Source organism: Neobacillus drentensis, from assembly GCF_036965245.1.
Lineage (GTDB): Bacteria > Bacillota > Bacilli > Bacillales > Cytobacillaceae > Neobacillus > Neobacillus drentensis_G.
In genome coordinates this window covers 60,639-78,506 of record NZ_JBALPG010000022.1, presented here as the reverse complement: position 1 = coordinate 78,506, position 17,868 = coordinate 60,639, and the positions used below count along the sequence as shown (strand labels likewise).

Annotated in this window: 15 protein-coding genes and 1 pseudogene; 13 read left to right on the top strand and 3 right to left on the bottom strand. The window is 38.5% G+C overall.

Annotated elements, in window-relative coordinates:
• Positions 1–112: 112 nt before the first annotated feature.
• The gene (gene comER, locus V7150_RS06590) at positions 113–937 is read right to left on the bottom strand and encodes a late competence protein ComER (protein WP_335515166.1); all 825 of its coding nucleotides are present in this window, start codon (positions 935–937) and stop codon (positions 113–115) included.
• A gap of 87 nt (positions 938–1,024) precedes the next feature.
• Between comER and V7150_RS06585 the strand changes: the two genes are divergently transcribed.
• The 3 genes and pseudogenes from V7150_RS06585 to V7150_RS06575 all read left to right on the top strand — a co-directional run bounded on the left by V7150_RS06585 (position 1,025) and on the right by V7150_RS06575 (position 4,626).
• On the top strand, positions 1,025–1,675 hold the full coding sequence (locus V7150_RS06585; protein ID WP_335515163.1) for a helix-hairpin-helix domain-containing protein: 651 nt from the start codon (positions 1,025–1,027) through the stop codon (positions 1,673–1,675).
• 71 nt (positions 1,676–1,746) lie between these two features.
• A pseudogene (locus V7150_RS06580) lies at positions 1,747–2,193 on the top strand (ComE operon protein 2); the annotation flags it as partial.
• A gap of 93 nt (positions 2,194–2,286) precedes the next feature.
• The gene (locus V7150_RS06575; protein WP_335515156.1) at positions 2,287–4,626 is read left to right on the top strand and encodes a DNA internalization-related competence protein ComEC/Rec2; all 2,340 of its coding nucleotides are present in this window, start codon (positions 2,287–2,289) and stop codon (positions 4,624–4,626) included.
• A gap of 71 nt (positions 4,627–4,697) precedes the next feature.
• Here V7150_RS06575 and V7150_RS06570 read toward each other — a convergent pair whose 3' ends face one another.
• Complete coding sequence (locus V7150_RS06570; RefSeq protein ID WP_335515154.1) at positions 4,698–4,832, bottom strand: YqzM family protein; 135 nt, start codon at positions 4,830–4,832, stop codon at positions 4,698–4,700.
• Between the two features lie 308 nt (positions 4,833–5,140).
• Between V7150_RS06570 and holA the strand changes: the two genes are divergently transcribed.
• Positions 5,141–6,157 (top strand): DNA polymerase III subunit delta, encoded by a 1,017-nt coding sequence (gene holA, locus V7150_RS06565; RefSeq protein WP_335515151.1) that lies wholly within the window; start codon positions 5,141–5,143, stop codon positions 6,155–6,157.
• 52 nt (positions 6,158–6,209) lie between these two features.
• On the opposite strand, the gene rpsT is transcribed toward holA, so the two are convergent.
• The gene (gene rpsT, locus V7150_RS06560; protein WP_283919531.1) at positions 6,210–6,470 is read right to left on the bottom strand and encodes a 30S ribosomal protein S20; all 261 of its coding nucleotides are present in this window, start codon (positions 6,468–6,470) and stop codon (positions 6,210–6,212) included.
• Positions 6,471–6,661: 191 nt separating this feature from the next.
• On the opposite strand from rpsT, the gene gpr reads away from it, so the two are divergent.
• The 9 genes from gpr to dnaJ all read left to right on the top strand — a co-directional run bounded on the left by gpr (position 6,662) and on the right by dnaJ (position 17,851).
• The gene (gene gpr, locus V7150_RS06555) at positions 6,662–7,780 is read left to right on the top strand and encodes a GPR endopeptidase (protein ID WP_335515148.1); all 1,119 of its coding nucleotides are present in this window, start codon (positions 6,662–6,664) and stop codon (positions 7,778–7,780) included.
• A gap of 305 nt (positions 7,781–8,085) precedes the next feature.
• Positions 8,086–9,291, top strand: a complete 1,206-nt coding sequence (spoIIP, locus tag V7150_RS06550; protein ID WP_335515145.1) for a stage II sporulation protein P — start codon at positions 8,086–8,088, stop codon at positions 9,289–9,291.
• A gap of 18 nt (positions 9,292–9,309) precedes the next feature.
• The gene (locus V7150_RS06545) at positions 9,310–9,636 is read left to right on the top strand and encodes a DUF3679 domain-containing protein (RefSeq protein ID WP_335515143.1); all 327 of its coding nucleotides are present in this window, start codon (positions 9,310–9,312) and stop codon (positions 9,634–9,636) included.
• Positions 9,637–9,831: 195 nt separating this feature from the next.
• Positions 9,832–11,667, top strand: coding sequence for a translation elongation factor 4 (lepA, locus tag V7150_RS06540; RefSeq protein WP_335515140.1), 1,836 nt, complete (start codon positions 9,832–9,834; stop codon positions 11,665–11,667).
• 70 nt (positions 11,668–11,737) lie between these two features.
• Positions 11,738–12,877 (top strand): radical SAM family heme chaperone HemW, encoded by a 1,140-nt coding sequence (hemW, locus tag V7150_RS06535; protein WP_335515138.1) that lies wholly within the window; start codon positions 11,738–11,740, stop codon positions 12,875–12,877.
• A gap of 129 nt (positions 12,878–13,006) precedes the next feature.
• Entirely contained in the window at positions 13,007–14,038 is a 1,032-nt protein-coding gene (gene hrcA, locus V7150_RS06530; RefSeq protein ID WP_335515230.1) for a heat-inducible transcriptional repressor HrcA, read from the top strand.
• Positions 14,039–14,137: 99 nt separating this feature from the next.
• On the top strand, positions 14,138–14,737 hold the full coding sequence (grpE, locus tag V7150_RS06525) for a nucleotide exchange factor GrpE (RefSeq protein WP_420490261.1): 600 nt from the start codon (positions 14,138–14,140) through the stop codon (positions 14,735–14,737).
• Between the two features lie 30 nt (positions 14,738–14,767).
• Positions 14,768–16,603 (top strand): molecular chaperone DnaK, encoded by a 1,836-nt coding sequence (gene dnaK / locus V7150_RS06520; protein ID WP_335515131.1) that lies wholly within the window; start codon positions 14,768–14,770, stop codon positions 16,601–16,603.
• Positions 16,604–16,723: 120 nt separating this feature from the next.
• On the top strand, positions 16,724–17,851 hold the full coding sequence (dnaJ, locus tag V7150_RS06515) for a molecular chaperone DnaJ (RefSeq protein WP_335515128.1): 1,128 nt from the start codon (positions 16,724–16,726) through the stop codon (positions 17,849–17,851).
• Positions 17,852–17,868: the final 17 nt, after the last annotated feature.

The window sequence follows — 17,868 nt, the reverse complement described above, 5'->3', positions numbered from 1 at the left end:
GAAATTGGGCTTTTAATAATCATGTTATTTATAAAATATCTTGACTTTTAATAAAATTTAAAAAGATGGCTTTTTTTAAAAAAGTTGCAGGAATTTGTAAAAGAAACTCGAATTATTGATTAGAGAATTGAATCTCTACCTTATCCAGATCCTCTTTGAACTTTGCATGCGTCGCTTGAAATATGTGTTCAAATACATCCCCAAGTTCATTATCAAGCACTTTAATTCCTTCACCAGTTATGCCGCCCTTTACACTAACTTTTTCTTGTAATGACGGAAGGGTGTAATGCCCTTGCTTTAATAATGCGCCAAGACCGACTATCATTTCACTAGCAAAGATAGTTGCTGTCTTATTATCAATTTCAGTCTCTTTTACTGCTGCTTGTATGAAACTCTGAAGAAGATAGCTGAAGAACGCTGGTCCGCAGCTTACGATATCAGAGGCAACCCTCGTTATTTTTTCATCGATACAAACTGGCACCGAAATCTTCGAAATTAATTTCGCTACTTTTGTCTTCCAAAGGTCACTGCAGTTTTCTCCATAGGTAATCAATGACACACCGGCTAACGCACGATTGGTGATGCTTGGGATTACCCGGACTATTGAACAAGATACCTTTTTTTCAATTTGGCTTGTACTGACAGGACTCGTTATCGAAATGAGACATTTTTCAGGGCTTAAATATGGACAGATCATTTCTAACATTTTATATATGTCTAATGGTTTCACACAAAGAAATAACAAATCGGATTGAGCCGCTACTTCTTCCGCATTTGCCCCAACCCTAATTTCATTATATTTATCTTTAAGCAGAATGGCTTTTGATTTTGTTCTGTTAGTAATCATCATTGAAGAAGGGGAAATGGCTTTTCCATCAATCAAAGCCTCAACCAACATTGTCCCCATATTACCGGTACCGATGATACCTATATTCATTTTTCCGACCCTCCTTCGCATGCAATATTCTTTTATAACCATATGAAAATCGGAATTGAAATATACCTTTAGAAAGGATGGATTCTCTTGAAAGACTGGTTGATTGAACATAAGTTTACCGTTATTGCTGTTGTTTTTATTGTTTTTGGCGGCTCTTATTATTTTTATGTCAATGATAAAGAAGAGCCTGCTCCAATGAATTCAATTATTGGTGAAAATAAGCTTCAAGCTGAAGGCGTGGAAACAGAAAATAACAAACAACCGAATAAAGCTGATGTCCAGCCAGAAAAAATTATGGTCGATGTGAAGGGGCAGGTAAAACTGCCCGGAGTATATCAATCAAATACAGGTGAACGTGTAATTGATGTCATTGGCCGAGCGGGAGGCCTAACGGATCAAGCGGACCAAACTCAAGTAAATTTTGCCGAACATGTACAGGATGAAATGGTGATATACATACCTGCGAAGGGGGAGGTAGGTGTCACTACACAAGGCCAATCGGGAGGAAGCATGACGGCATCTGGCGGGACTAGTCAGAATCAAGGAAAAATAAATATAAATAAAGCGAATGAGCAGGAGTTACAAAACCTTCCCGGTATTGGTCCGGCCAAGGCTGCGGCTATTATTGAATATCGGAATGCAAGCGGCCCACTTAAAGTGGTTGAAGATTTAAAAAGCATTAGCGGCATCGGAGAAAAGACGTTTGAGAAATTAAAAGATTTGATTGTAGTGAATTGAATCTTTCATTGACCGAAATGGACAAACACCAGTAAACTTAAAAGAAAAGTATTTTCAAGGGAGTGGGATAAATGGAGCGAATTTCTTGGAATCAATATTTTATGGCACAAAGCCATTTGCTCGCACTAAGAAGCACCTGTACACGTTTGACAGTGGGGGCTACCATTGTTAGAGATAAGCGTATCATTGCTGGAGGTTACAATGGCTCCATTGCCGGTGGCGACCATTGTATTGATAAGGGATGCTATGTGATCGATCATCATTGTGTAAGGACCATCCACGCTGAAATGAATGCACTGCTGCAATGTGCAAAGTTTGGGGTGCCAACAGCCGAAGCTGAAATTTATGTTACTCATTTTCCTTGCCTTCAATGCTGTAAAGCAATTATCCAGGCTGGCATAAAAACTGTCTATTACGCGGAGGATTATAAAAATCATCCATACGCGCTCGAACTTTTTGAGCAGGCAAATATAAAAGTTGAAAAGGTTGAATTGACGGAATCAGTTATTGATTTCCGCAAAATTAATCAATAAATATTCCACTGAAAGACGCCGGTTTACTCCGGCGTTTGCCTAACTTCGAATTAGCCTCTTATAAACTATAACCACAAAATGGAGAAAAAAATGAATGGAAAATATGTTTTTTTTGCTTTTGCTGCATTATTGGGTGTTCTATGTTCTATTGTTACGTTTCTCCCCTTTTTTCTTTTAACTTTTATTTATCTTTATGTTTTATCTGAATATAAACGATTCCGGAATGCTCAAATATACTTGGTTATGGTAATATTTGCGGGCTTTTTCCTTGTAGGAGGACAGTCAAAAACAAAAAATAAATCTGTCATTCCTGAATCAAATACAAAATTTATGATCGAATATAGCCAAGATCCGAAAATTGACGGTGATATACTCCAGGTGCAGGCAATCGATAAACAATTCAAAGAAAAACTCCTCATCCGTTACAAAATCAAATCCGAAATAGAAAAAGATAGATTAAAGAATAAAAGCTTTTATCGTTGTTTGTGCACGGTGTCAGGCACCATGAAAAAACCATCGGCTGCTAAAAATCCAAATAGTTTTGATTATCGTAATTATCTAGCTTCAAAGGAAATATATTGGATTGTTGAAATTCAGGATAATCCACTTCAACATTGTTCAACATTGAAACCCTCACCACTAGTGTTAATTAAACAACTTCGTTTTTCTGGTATTCGCTACCTTGAAAAAAATTTCCCTCCTGAATTGGCTTCACTATCTGCTGCTTTAATTTTTGGTGACAGAAGTATGCTTGATCCCGAATTACTTGGGGATTATCAAAAAACCGGGATTGTCCATTTATTAGCCATTTCCGGTCTGCATGTTTCCTTGTTAATTGGAATGGTTTTTTATATTGGGATTCGATTCGGGCTTACGAGACAGTTCATGACAAATTTTCTTCTGTTTCTGCTGCCTATTTATGTCATCCTTACGGGAGGTTCACCTTCTGTGATCCGGGCAGCACTAATGATTTTCCTTGTCTTAATCACAGTAAAATGGAACAGTCATGTAAAGCTTTTACTGCTTGATACCATTAGCTTGGCGTTTATCCTCTTTTTATTTTTTTCTCCTTTGGTGCTTTTTGATGTTGGCTTTCAGCTCTCCTTCTCCGTCAGCTTTGCTATAATTCTGTCTGCCCCATATATACTAAAAGGATATCAGAATAATGGGATACGGATGTTGATTACATCCGTGACGGCACAGCTTGCAGCACTGCCATTATTGCTTTATCATTTTTTTGAAGTATCGATGGTTGGTATTCTAGCCAATTTGTTTTATATTCCCCTTTTTTCGTTTGTCTATCTTCCAGGATTATATGTATTGTTTTTCATTCAACTTTTGTTTGGAAAAACTCCTCAAATGCTTATTGACCTTTTATTAAAGATCATTAAATTTTCCAATCACCTTATCGAGTATTTAGCTGATTTTTCATTTACACGTTTTATTCCTGGAAAACCTAACATGATAATGTTGATCGTCTACCTTTTTCTTATTGTTGCAATTTTTATCATATGGGAGGTTGGGGATTATTCGAAGAAAAGATTTCATCTGCTTGTTTTGGCTGTCACGATATTTACCTTTCAATCTTGTTGGAATTGGTTAAACCCGTACGGTGAAGTGACAATGATTGATGTTGGACAAGGTGATAGTATATTGATCCATCTTCCTCATGGAAAAGGTAACTATCTCATCGATACAGGAGGGAGGATTGGCTTTACTGAAGAAAAGTGGAAAGAGCGTACGAAACCGTTTGAAGTGGGGCGGGACGTAGTTGTTCCTTACTTAAAAGGAAAAGGAATTACCCGGATTGACAAACTCATCCTTACACATGGGGATATGGATCATATTGGCGGGGCTTTATCGATATTAACTGAGATTGAGGTAAAGCAAATTTTATTGCCTTCCGTTACAGAACCATCTGAAACAGAACTAGCTATCATACAGGTGGCAAAGAAACAAGGAATTCCTGTCATTAAAGTGTCAGCGGGGGATCAATGGAAAATGAATGAAAATGAATTTTTTATCCTCTCGCCTGAAAAGAATTATACCGGTGAACGTAATAGCGGGTCGATAGCTTTTATTGCCTATATAGGGGGAGTCAGTTGGTTTTTTGGCGGGGATCTTGATCAAGAAGGGGAGGAGAAAATAAGGAATAAATTTCCTAATTTGAAGATTGATGTTCTTAAGGCAGGTCATCATGGCAGCAAAACATCAAGTGCCGAGGGTTTCATCCAACAAATAAAACCCCAAGTTGCTTTAATTTCGGTGGGTGAAAAAAATCGCTTCGGACATCCGCATCAAGAAGTACTAAATAGGTTAAATGCAACAAATACCATCATTTATCGAACTGATTTACAAGGGGCCATTACCTTCCGTTTTTATCGTGGAACAGGAACCTTTTCAACCTATTTACCATAGGATATAGCAATTCTAAAAAAAGAGACTGCATTCTTAAGCAGCCTCTTTTATAAAACGTATGTAGCCGGTCATTAAGAGCCGATTAGCTTAATGACTGTTGCGATAATAAACATTGAAGCAAAGAAACCGAAGGAAACCCCAAATCCTATTCCAGAATCAATCGCATCGTTACGAGTACATTGCGGATTTTTTTCAAATTCGTTCACAGTCCACCCCTCCTATTTTCAAATTATAGTATAAGCTATTTGTCTAAAAAAATCCAGCACCCCTTTAACTGCTTCCTGTAATGACAAGAGTTGTCAAAATAGTTAGACTCGCTAAGGGCTACACTATGATTACAAAAGGAACTCCGCCAGGCAATAAAGGTTCCTAGGGCTTTCTTATTGCAGGCGTTCATTATAGATCGGGAATTGGCACTTATTAGGCAAGTGCCAATTCTCATTAAGTACTTGTCAAATCGTCCAAGCTTCATTACGATAAGATGTGAGTGAGATGAAGGGGAGCGCTGGACAAAATGGTAGTAGAAATTTGGCGGAAAATTAAACAAAAAGAATTTGCTCCTATTTATTTATTATATGGAACAGAAGCATTTTTAATCAATGAAACGAAACAATTACTGCTAAACCATATATTAGACGAAGAAGAGAAGGATTTTAATTTTTCCGCGTATGATTTAGAGGAAACACCCATCGATGTGGCATTAGAGGATGCCGAAACCTTCCCATTTTTAGGGGAGCGAAAAGTTGTGTTTTTACATAATCCGATTTTTTTAACTGCAGAAAAATCAAAAGAGAAGGTTGACCATAATTTAGTAAAATTTGAAGCATATCTGAAGGAACCCGCTCCATATACAGTGATGGTTTTATCAGCACCGTATGAAAAATTAGACGAACGAAAAAAAATAACCAAGGAATTGAAAAGAAACGCTGAATTGGTTGAGGCAAAAAAATTAAATGAACATGAATTAAAAAATTGGGTAAAGGAACGAGCAAAAAGCATTGGGATTGAATTTGAATCAAATGCGATTGACCAACTGCTTGCACTCGTGGGCACAAATATGTTTATGATCGCCAGTGAAGTCGATAAATTGGCATTATATGCTGCCGAGCAAAAGCAGGTTGATGTTCACTTAGTAGAAAAGCTGGTGGCCAGGTCGCTTGAACAAAATATTTTTACCCTGATTGAAAAAGTAGTGCAGCGAAGGCTCGATGAAGCGTTACGTATTTATTATGATTTATTAAAGCAAAATGAAGAACCAATTAAAATTTTGGCCTTGCTGGCAGGGCAGTTTAGACTTATCTATCAAGTGAAGGAGCTTTCAAGAAGAGGCTATGGACAACAGCAAATTGCAGGTTACTTGAAAACGCACCCGTTCCGGGTCAAGCTTGCACTCGGACAGGCCAATAAATTTTCCGATGAAGAATTATCACACCTAATGGTGCTCCTAGCTGAAGCAGACTATCAGATGAAAACTGGCGGAATGAATAAATCATTACTGATTGAGATGTTATTGTTCCAGTTGAAAAAATAAAAAAACGATTCCCCTTTAAGGGAATCGTTTTTTTATTTTACGCTTTTATTTATTATAGAGCGTTTGATTTCTTCATTAGACGGGATTTTTTACGAGCAGCAGCATTTTTGTGGATAAGACCTTTTGCAGCAGCCTTGTCTAATTTACTAGCAGCAGCAACTAATGCTTCTTTTGCAGCAGCAGCGTCATTAACTGTAACAGCAGCTTCTACTTTCTTAACAGCTGTACGCATTGCAGATTTAGCAGTTGTATTTTGAGCATTTTTAGCTTCAGTTGTTTTAACACGCTTAATAGCAGATTTAATGTTAGGCATTCCATTCACCTCCTACAAAGAATCGAGACTATATGAACTCGACATACATTCATCCATAATAATTCAGAACAAGAAGTATTTTATCAAACAGGAGCCTATATTGCAATACTTGTTTCTAATTTGCATGTTTTAAGTGCAAAGGGGCAAAAATAGGAAGTAGTTAATATTTACAGGGTTAGGAGTGAATGAAAATGGGTGAGTCGATTGACTTAAGTAAGTACTCTGTTCGAACAGATTTGGCCATTGAAGCAAGGGAAATGGTGCTTGCAGGAAGGTCTGTTGGACAAGAAGAAAACCTTTCACAAATTGAAGGCGTCATTATTAAGGAAAAAGATGTTAACGATACAAAAATCTCATTGGTTGAAGTAACAAAACAAGGTGAACAGCAGCTTGGTAAGAAAGCCGGCCGGTATTTAACGATAGAGGTTCAAGGGATTAGGCAGCAAAACACCGAGGTACAGCAAAAGGTAGAAGAGATTTTTGCCAGGGAATTTGCATATTTTTTAGAAGGCTCAGGCATAAAAAAAACAGATTCGTGTCTTGTTGTAGGACTGGGAAATTGGAATGTTACCCCAGATGCATTAGGACCAATGGTTTGTGAAAATCTTTTAATTACCCGCCATCTTTTTCAGCTTCAGCCGGAAAATGTTGAAGAAGGTTATCGTTCAGTTAGTGCACTGTCACCAGGGGTTATGGGGCTGACTGGGATTGAAACAAGCGATATCATTTTTGGGATTGTCGAAAAAACAAAACCTGATTTTGTGATTGCCATCGATGCATTAGCATCACGGTCGATAGAAAGGGTCAATTCCACTATACAAATTTCCGATACAGGTATTCACCCTGGCTCAGGGGTTGGGAATAAAAGAAAGGAACTTAGTAAGGAAACATTAGGGATACCTGTTATTGCGATTGGAGTCCCAACAGTTGTAGACGCTGTCTCGATTACAAGTGATACGATTGATTTTATCCTAAAGCATTTTGGAAAGGAACTGAAGGAAGGAAATCGTCCTTCCAGAGCGCTTGCACCAGCAGGTATGAGCTTTGGTGAAAAGAGAAAGCTAACCGACGAGGATTTACCAGAAGAAGAGCACCGGAAGACATTTCTTGGTATGATTGGCAATTTATCAGATGAGGAGAAAAGAAGGCTAATTTATGAGGTGTTGTCTCCACTTGGACATAATTTAATGGTCACGCCAAAGGAAGTGGATGTCTTCATCGAAGATATGGCAAACCTAATAGCGAACGGGTTGAATGCCTCACTCCACCATGCAGTCGACCAAGGGAATGCCGGATACTATACAAAATAATATTTAAAAGGAGCCAGCTTTTTTAAGCAAAGGCTCCTTTTTAAAAAGATAAGATAGTATAAATATCAACATTGAGAATTGTCCAGCTCCTGCGCCCAGCGGCTAGTAGACTTCGCTCTTCTCCTACGATAAGTTAACATCGAATCGCTATCGCTCTCCGTGTTTCCTTTATCTCAGTCGAAGCGCTCCAGTCTATACGCCGCAAAACGGGCTCTTGCGCTTTTCTTATTTCCTCCAATTAATTAGTTCTACCAATTCTAGTAATGTCATAAGATTTACTAGAATCGTTAATGCGAGGTGGAACAATGAAAAATGCTAGAACATCTGGTATGTTTTTGATTGTCCAAGGGACAAGCTTACTTAAAATTTTCGCGGCTCTATCATTATTTTTGATCCTGGTCTTTTCTATTAGCGGGCTCTTAACCTCGTTGAAGCCACAATATAGAATTATGTCATCTTCTGTGAATCAAGCTGCTACGAATGTCAATGGAGAATTGCTTTATCAATTAATGGGCTGGGAAAATCATCATTTTTTAAAGGCGGAGAATAATTGGGCATCGACCCCAAAACTTACCGGTTTAGTGTTTAAACTATCAAGCAATATTAATTTGAATGATCCCAGAAGCCTTCTTGGCAGGGAACTCCCTGGTTTCTTTCAATTTGATGGAAAAATTCTTGTTGCTGGTGAGGGTACGAATTATACGAACATGCCGATTGAGTCATCACCGCCGATAGAAATCATGAAGGCTGAGCGCGAGGCAGCATTGCAGAATTTAGAAGGTTTAGATAAACCGTCAAATGAAAAACCGTCCCCATCTCCGGGACAAACAACAGGTGATCGAAAGGTTGTTTATGTTTATTTCACTCATAATCGGGAATCCTATTTACCATATCTGAAAGGTGTGACGAACCCGAATCTATCTTACCATTCTCAAATTAACGTCACTAAAATTGGTGATCAGCTAAAAACAAGCTTGGAAGACAGGGGAATAGGAACAGTTATCGATAAAACTGATGTAATGGGGAATTTAACAAAAAAAGGATTAAAAATGCCAAGTGCTTACAAGGAATCTGGAAGTGTCATTCAAGCTGCAATGGCATCTAATCGTGATTTAACCTATCTTATTGATATTCATAGAGACGCAAAACGGAAGGATCAAACAACAGTTACTATTAATGGAAAACAATATGCAAAACTTTCATTTGTCATCGGTGGTAAAAATCCAGATTATGAAAAAAATGCAAAATTAGCTTCTGACCTCCATAATCTTTTAGAAACCAAATATAAAGGAATAAGCTGGGGAGTTTCTATCCAAAATAAAAGTGGCTTTAATGGTGTTTACAATCAGAATTTATCTGATAAAGCGATTTTAATTGAATTTGGCGGCGTTGATAATACGTTTGAAGAATTAAATAATTCTGCGGACGCCCTTGCCGATGTGTTTAGTGAATATTACTGGCAGGCAGAAAAAGTGAATCAGGATGTGGATCAATCCACTGATAAACAATAGCAGTAAGGGAGCATTTCTATGAAAATGTTTATGGTAAAAAGCATATGCGTTGCGGCTCTCATGCTTATCTCTGTATTAACTGGAATGCAACTGGCCAATAATGGGATTCATAAAATGAAGGGCTATGACGACCCAAATTTTCAAAATGCTGTCTCCATCCAAGAATCGGGAAATAATATAAGCTCTACCTTTCTTGGTAATGATATTTCCAGTCATGATATCGAGGCGAAAAAGAAGAAGCTTGAGGAAATAGGCGCATTTAATTTCTTCTCATCGATGGGAAAGAAAATGTCAGATGGAATTTCCGGAGCCTCCAAAAAATTGATTAAACTGATAACAGAGTAAATAGTTTAGCGGTACCGTAGTGGTACCGCTCATTTTTACGTTCTTTGAAATTATATCAAAGTTTAGCTTCAGCGCACTGGTGACTGGTGTACATTACTAAACAGGTGCTTCCGCTTTTTCATATTGAATCTTGATTTTCCTGCTGATATAATCAAAAATAGTGTACATGTGCGAGAATAGTAGGAGTGAACTACCATGAATAGAGAAGATAGACTGAAACGCCAAGCAAAAATAAGGAATTTTTCGATTATTGCCCATATTGATCATGGAAAATCAACATTGGCTGACCGTATTTTGGAAAAAACGAATGCACTAACCTCTCGTGAAATGAAAGATCAGCTTTTAGATTCAATGGATCTTGAAAGAGAGCGCGGGATTACCATCAAGTTAAATGCTGTACAGTTAAAATATAAAGCAAAAGATGGAGAAGATTATATTTTCCATTTGATTGATACACCAGGGCACGTCGATTTTACGTATGAGGTATCAAGGAGCCTTGCTGCCTGCGAAGGGGCTATTTTAGTCGTGGACGCTGCGCAGGGAATTGAAGCACAGACACTAGCGAACGTTTACCTTGCATTAGATAACGACCTTGAAATTTTACCTGTTATCAATAAAATTGACCTGCCAAGTGCTGAGCCTGAAAGGGTTCGCAATGAAATTGAAGAAGTGATTGGCTTAGATGCCTCTGAAGCGGTTTTAGCCTCTGCTAAAGCCGGGATCGGCATTGAAGAAATCCTTGAGCAAGTGGTAAAAAATGTGCCGGCACCTACAGGAGATCCGGATGCACCGTTAAAAGCGCTTATTTTTGACTCCTTATATGATGCTTACCGAGGGGTTGTTGCCTATGTTCGTGTTGTTGAAGGATCTGTTAAAGTCGGCGACAAAATCAAAATGATGGCAACAGGAAAAGAGTTTGAAGTAAATGAAGTTGGTGTTTTTTCACCGAAAGCGACACTGCTTGACGAGTTAAACGTCGGTGACGTTGGCTTTTTGACAGCGTCTATTAAAAACGTTGGCGATACGCGTGTCGGGGATACAATTACAAATGCGAAAAATGGGGCACAAGAGCCGCTTCCGGGGTACCGAAAGCTGAATCCAATGGTCTATTGCGGACTATATCCTATCGATACGGCAAAATTTAATGACCTGCGTGAAGCACTTGAAAAGCTTCAATTAAATGATTCTGCTCTTCAATTTGAACCAGAAACCTCTCAAGCACTTGGATTTGGTTTCCGCTGTGGTTTCTTAGGGCTTCTTCACATGGAAATCATCCAAGAGCGGATTGAACGGGAATTCAAGATTGATTTAATCACAACTGCACCAAGTGTTATCTATCATGTTCATATGACAGACGGCTCAGAGTTGAAAGTAGATAATCCATCTAATTTGCCTGATCCACAAAAGATTGACCGAGTTGAAGAGCCATATGTAAAAGCTACGATGATGGCACCGAATGATTATGTTGGTGCAATAATGGAGCTGTGCCAATTTAAGCGCGGCATCTTTATTGATATGCAATACCAAGGTGAAAATCGAGTCAGCATTGTCTATGAAATTCCATTGGCTGAAATTGTTTATGATTTCTTTGATCAGTTGAAATCAAGCACTAGAGGCTACGCTTCCTTTGATTATGAGCTCATTGGTTATAAACCATCCAGCCTTGTTAAAATGGATATATTATTAAACGCTGAAAAAGTCGATGCCTTAAGCTTCATTGTCCATAAGGATTTTGCCTATGATCGCGGAAAAGTAATTGTTGAGAAGCTGAAGGAGCTTATTCCTAGACAGCAGTTCGAGGTACCAATCCAGGCCGCAATCGGACAGAAAATTGTCGCTCGTTCCACGATTAAAGCGATGCGTAAAAATGTATTAGCGAAATGTTATGGCGGGGATATCTCCCGTAAACGTAAATTGTTAGAAAAACAAAAAGAAGGTAAGAAACGGATGAAACAAGTTGGTTCCGTTGAAGTGCCGCAAGAAGCGTTTATGGCAGTTTTAAAAATGGATGACAATAATTCAAAAAAATAATAACTAGCTGGGGTTTGGGATTACCTGATATTAGGTAGTTCCTGCCTCTTTTTATTAGGAAGTGAAAAACATGATAAAAGCAGCGTACCTTCATATCCCCTTCTGTGAGCATATTTGTCATTATTGTGATTTTAATAAAGTTTTTCTAAAGGGTCAGCCGGTTGATGATTATTTACAGGCACTTGATCAAGAGATGAAGGTGACACTTGAGCAATTTCCGACAGATTCATTGCAAACCATTTTTGTCGGGGGAGGCACTCCCACTTCATTAAATGAAAAACAGCTCTTGTCGTTTTGTGAAAGTATAAATAGAAATTTGCCTAAGAGCAACACGTGCGAATTTACCTTTGAAGCCAATCCTGGTGATTTAACAAAAGAAAAATTACAAATATTAAAAGATGCAGGGGTAAATCGAATTAGTCTTGGTGTTCAAACATTTAATGAGGATTTACTAAAAAAAATTGGCCGCGTTCATCAAGCAAGAGATGTATATCAATCAATTGAAAACGCCAAAACAGTAGGATTTGAAAATATCAGTATCGATCTTATTTTCAGTTTGCCAACACAAACAGTTAATGACTTTAAAGAATCGTTGACAGAGGCATTTTCTCTCGATATACCTCATTACTCGGCATACTCGTTAATCATTGAACCAAAAACGGTTTTTTATAACTTATTGAAAAAGGGCAAGCTTCCAACCCCTGGTGAAGATATCGAAGCGACTATGTATGAAATCTTGATGGAAGAAATGGGAAAACACGGATTTAATCAATATGAAATCAGCAATTTCTCGAGGCATGGCTATGAAAGCAAGCATAACCTAACCTATTGGAATAATGAATATTATTATGGGTTTGGAGCGGGTGCACATAGCTTTGTGAATGGAATTAGACGATCAAATTTAGGGCCGTTGAAAAAGTATATCGAACAAATAAGCAGCGGAAACCTGCCTGTTTTTGAAGAACACTTAGTATCGAAAGCAGAACAAATGGAAGAAGAGATGTTCCTCGGATTACGGAAAACAGAGGGGGTCTCTATTACTCATTTTATTGAGAAATTTAATTTTGATCCGCAAAAGATATTTGAGCAGGAGCTAACGGATTTAATCAGTAAACAATGGATAGAAGTGAAGAATAATCACATATATTTAACTAAAAATGGCTGTTTTTTAGGTAATGAAGTTTTTCAATCATTTTTAGGAGTTGTCTAGCTGTAGCGCCTGTTCAAGGCGCTTCCGCTTTTCTTAGTACATAATGATTGACACCATCCCCCTTTTTTTGATAATTTATTAGTATAATTAGCACTCGGTAACTATGAGTGCTAACAGAGGTGATGAATGTTGTTAACAGATCGCCAATTATTAATTCTTCAAGTTATTGTTGATGACTTTATTCGATCTGCCCAACCAGTTGGCTCGAGAAGTTTGTCGAAAAAAGAGGAAATTTCCTTAAGCTCTGCCACAATTCGCAATGAAATGGCCGACCTTGAAGAGTTGGGGTTTATTGAAAAGACACATACCTCTTCAGGGCGTGTGCCGTCAGAAAAAGGTTATCGGTATTACGTGGACCACTTACTGTCGCCTCAGGATTTAAACAAGCAGGATATATCGATTATTCGCTCGGTTTTTGCTGAGAAAATTTTTGAGTTTGAAAAGATTATTCAAAGGTCTGCACAAATATTATCGGAACTAACCAATTACACATCAATTGTTCTTGGACCTGCAGTAAGTATTAATAAGCTGAAAAAAATCCAAATCATACCGTTAAACAATGAGACAGCGGTCGCTATATTTGTTACTGATACTGGCCATGTCGAAAACCGGATGTTTTCATTACCTGCCTCTGTGGATCCAAGTGATCTAGAAAAGACAGTAAATATTTTAAACGACCGGTTAGCAGGCGTTCCTTTAGAATATCTAAATGATAAGATTTATAAGGAAGTGGCAATGCTCTTAAAGCAGCATATTCATAATTATGATCTTATGCTGCATACGATTGCAGATTCCTTGAAAATGCCAGTACATGAAAAGCTCTTCTTTGGCGGAAAAACAAATATATTAAGTCAGCCAGAATTTCATGATATTTCAAAAATCCGTACCCTGCTGATGATGATTGACCAAGAAGAATGGATCTATAATTTAATTCGGAAAGATTCAGCAGGCATTCATGTCAAAATTGGAACGGAGAATAATATTACTGCAATGGACAATTGCAGCTTAATTACAGCATCTTATTCAGTTGGTGCTGAAAAACTAGGTACTATCGCAATCCTGGGTCCAACGAGAATGGAATATTCACGTGTAATTAGCCTGCTCGAATTTTTAAGCAGGGATTTGACTGCGGTATTAACTAAGCTGTATCAAAATAATTAGCACTGGTAATATTGAGTAAGGGTGAAATGCCTTTAAAGTTTCACCCCTTTTTCCATGGATATGACATGAATATAAAAGTAAACAAATCCTTTAAGGGAGGTGAGTAAGTTGACGAATGAGAAAAATAATACGATAAATGAAGAAGTAGAAATCGAAGGTACTGATCAAGTTGAACTTACTGAAGAAAAACCGGTTGAGCCTGTTTTTGATGAGGGGGAATCAACAGAACAACAGGATTCTAATCAACAGCTGCAAGAAATGCAACTGCTTAAGGATAAGTTGGAAGAAGCAGATAATCGATATCTACGACTTCAAGCAGATTTTGATAATTTCCGCCGCCGTGCTAGATTAGATCAAGAGGCGAGCGAAAAATATAAAGCACAAAAATTAATTACAGATTTACTTCCTTCATTAGATAATTTTGAAAGAGCCATAAATGTAGAAGCTGATAATGAACAAACAAAATCGTTATTACATGGTATGGATATGGTGTACCGCAGTATTTTAGATACCTTGAAAAGAGAAGGTGTTGAACAAATTGAATCTGTAGGGAAAGAGTTTGATCCACACCAGCATCATGCCGTGATGCAGGGTGAGGATGAGAATTATGGATCCAATATTGTTACCGATGAATTTCAAAAGGGTTATCTATTAATAGACCGCGTTATTCGCCCGGCGATGGTAAAAGTAAATCAATAAGTCTACATATTTTTTTAGGAGGAAAAGGCAATGAGTAAAATAATTGGTATTGACCTTGGAACAACAAACTCTTGTGTGTCTGTACTAGAAGGTGGAGAACCAAAAGTAATTCCTAATCCAGAAGGAAATCGTACAACTCCATCCGTTATTGCATTTAAAAATGGAGAACGTCAAGTGGGGGAAGTGGCAAAACGCCAAGCAATTACAAATCCAAATACCATTATGTCGATTAAACGCCATATGGGTACAAATTATAAAGAAAATATTGAAGGCAAGGACTATACTCCACAAGAGCTGTCTGCCATTATTCTTCAATATTTAAAATCCTATGCTGAGGATTATCTTGGCGAGCCAGTAACAAAAGCAGTTATTACTGTACCTGCTTACTTTAATGATGCGGAACGTCAAGCAACAAAGGATGCCGGAAGAATTGCCGGTCTTGAAGTTGAACGTATCATCAATGAGCCGACTGCGGCCGCTCTTGCATACGGTTTAGATAAAACGGACCAAGATCAAACGATTCTCGTTTATGACCTTGGCGGCGGTACATTTGACGTCTCTATTCTTGAACTTGGTGACGGCGTATTCGAAGTAAAATCAACTGCCGGTGATAATCGCCTAGGCGGAGACGATTTTGATCAAGTGATTATTGATTATTTAGTTGACCAATTCAAAAAAGAAAATGGTATTGACCTTTCACAAGATAAAATGGCTTTACAGCGCTTAAAGGATGCTGCTGAAAAAGCGAAAAAAGATTTGTCGGGTGTGACTTCAACACAAATTTCATTGCCATTCATCACTGCAGGTGCTGCTGGTCCGCTTCATCTTGAAATAACTATGTCTAGAGCAAAGTTTGATGAACTATCCGCACAGCTTGTGGAACGGACAATGGGTCCAACTCGTCAAGCGCTAAGTGATGCCGGGTTATCACCATCACAAATCGATAAAGTTATCCTTGTTGGTGGCTCAACACGTATTCCTGCCGTTCAAGAAGCGATTAAAAAGGCAACAGGCCAAGAGCCGCATCGCGGCGTTAACCCAGATGAGGTTGTAGCAATGGGTGCTGCTATTCAAGGCGGAGTTATTACTGGTGATGTTAAGGATGTCGTATTACTTGACGTAACTCCATTATCACTTGGTATTGAAACAATGGGCGGTGTATTTACAAAGTTAATTGACCGAAATACAACTATCCCAACTTCTAAGTCGCAGGTATTCTCAACTGCTGCAGATAGTCAAACTGCAGTTGATATCCATGTCCTTCAAGGGGAACGTCCAATGGCAGCAAATAATAAAACATTAGGACGCTTCCAATTAACGGATATTCCACCGGCACCACGTGGAATTCCACAAATTGAAGTAAACTTTGATATTGATAAAAACGGTATCGTAAATGTCCGTGCTAAAGACCTTGGTACTAATAAGGAACAACAAATTACAATTAAGTCATCAACAGGTCTTTCTGACGAAGAAATTCAAAAAATGGTAAGAGAAGCGGAAGAAAACGCTGAAGCCGATAAGCAGCGTAAGGAAGATGTGGAGCTTCGCAATGAAGCAGACCAACTTGTCTTTACAACAGAAAAAACGTTAAAAGACCTAGAAGGTAAGGTTGATGCTGCTGAGGTTACAAAAGCAAATGATGCGAAAGATGCATTAAAACAAGCGATTGAGAAAAATGACCTTAACGAAATTCGTGCTAAAAAGGATGCTTTGCAAGAAATCGTTCAAGCTTTAACTATGAAGCTTTATGAACAGGCTGCACAAGCTCAGCAAGCCCAAGAAGGCGGTCAAGAGGGCGGTAATACTGCTCCTAATGATGACAATGTTGTTGATGCAGAATTTGAAGAAGTTAAAGATGATAAATAATAGGCTGTGAAAAATAAAGAAAAAGCCAAAGTCAGTTTAGCTGCTTTGGCTTTTTTATTGCAATAGCACCAATATCGGTGTTAGAATAATTTTTATGTGACAGATTCGGGAGTGGTAATCATGAGTAAACGAGATTACTATGAAGTGCTTGGTGTAAGTAAGGGCGCTTCAAAGGATGAAATAAAAAAAGCATATCGTAAGCTCTCTAAACAATATCATCCAGATATTAATAAAGAGCCGGATGCGGCTGATAAATTTAAGGAAATTGCTGAAGCTTATGAAGTGTTAAGCGATGATCAAAAGAAGGCTCATTATGACCAATTCGGCCATACCGATCCGAACCAAGGCTTTGGTGGTGGAGCTGATTTTGGCGGCGGCTTTGGCGGCTTCGAAGATATCTTTAATACTTTCTTTGGCGGTGGCGGGTCTCGAAGACGTGATCCAAATGCGCCAAGACAAGGTGCCGACTTACAGTATACAATGACTGTTTCTTTTGAAGAAGCAGCATTTGGAAAAGAAACAGATATTGAAATTCCACGTGAAGAAACATGCAGTACATGCAGCGGCTCCGGTGCAAAGCCTGGAACGAAACCGGAGACGTGTCAGCATTGTCAAGGAACAGGGCAGTTAAATGTGGAACAAAATACCCCATTTGGAAGAATTGTTAATCGTCGTACATGCCATCACTGTAATGGCACAGGGAAAGAAATTAAACATAAATGTTCTACCTGCGGCGGTAAAGGAAAAGTGCAAAAGCGAAAGAAAATTCATGTTAAAATTCCTGCAGGCATTGATGATGGGCAACAGCTTCGCATGGCTGGCCAAGGGGAACCAGGATTTAATGGCGGACCGGCTGGAGACCTTTATGTTGTTTTCCAAGTGCGCCCGCATGAGTTCTTTGAAAGAGATGGCGATGATATTTATTGTGAAATGCCAATCACGTTTGTTCAAGCATCATTGGGTGATGAAATTGAGGTACCATCTTTAAGCGGAAAAGTAAAGCTTAAAATCCCGGCAGGTACACAAACGGGTAAAAAGTTCCGTTTGAAAGGAAAAGGGATTCCAAATGTACGTGGGTATGGCGTAGGCGATCAGTACATTATCGTCCGGATTATCACACCAACAAAACTTTCAGATAAACAAAAGCAGCTTCTCAAGGAATTTGCAGAGCTTAGCGGCTCATCTCCTATTGGTGAACATGAAGAAAGTTTCTTCTCAAAAGTAAAACGTGCTTTTAAGAGCGAGTAAGGATTGGAGTTGGTAGA

Excerpts from the sequence above, each read along its gene's own strand:
- comER (WP_335515166.1), bottom strand. The coding sequence starts at position 937 with ATGAATATAGGTATCATCGGTACCGGTAATATGGGGACAATGTTGGTT.
- V7150_RS06575 (WP_335515156.1), top strand. The coding sequence starts at position 2,287 with ATGGAGAAAAAAATGAATGGAAAATATGTTTTTTTTGCTTTTGCTGCA.
- holA (WP_335515151.1), top strand. The coding sequence starts at position 5,141 with ATGGTAGTAGAAATTTGGCGGAAAATTAAACAAAAAGAATTTGCTCCT.
- rpsT (WP_283919531.1), bottom strand. The coding sequence starts at position 6,470 with ATGCCTAACATTAAATCTGCTATTAAGCGTGTTAAAACAACTGAAGCT.
- gpr (WP_335515148.1), top strand. The coding sequence starts at position 6,662 with ATGGGTGAGTCGATTGACTTAAGTAAGTACTCTGTTCGAACAGATTTG.
- spoIIP (WP_335515145.1), top strand. The coding sequence starts at position 8,086 with ATGAAAAATGCTAGAACATCTGGTATGTTTTTGATTGTCCAAGGGACA.
- V7150_RS06545 (WP_335515143.1), top strand. The coding sequence starts at position 9,310 with ATGAAAATGTTTATGGTAAAAAGCATATGCGTTGCGGCTCTCATGCTT.
- lepA (WP_335515140.1), top strand. The coding sequence starts at position 9,832 with ATGAATAGAGAAGATAGACTGAAACGCCAAGCAAAAATAAGGAATTTT.
- hemW (WP_335515138.1), top strand. The coding sequence starts at position 11,738 with ATGATAAAAGCAGCGTACCTTCATATCCCCTTCTGTGAGCATATTTGT.
- dnaK (WP_335515131.1), top strand. The coding sequence starts at position 14,768 with ATGAGTAAAATAATTGGTATTGACCTTGGAACAACAAACTCTTGTGTG.
- dnaJ (WP_335515128.1), top strand. The coding sequence starts at position 16,724 with ATGAGTAAACGAGATTACTATGAAGTGCTTGGTGTAAGTAAGGGCGCT.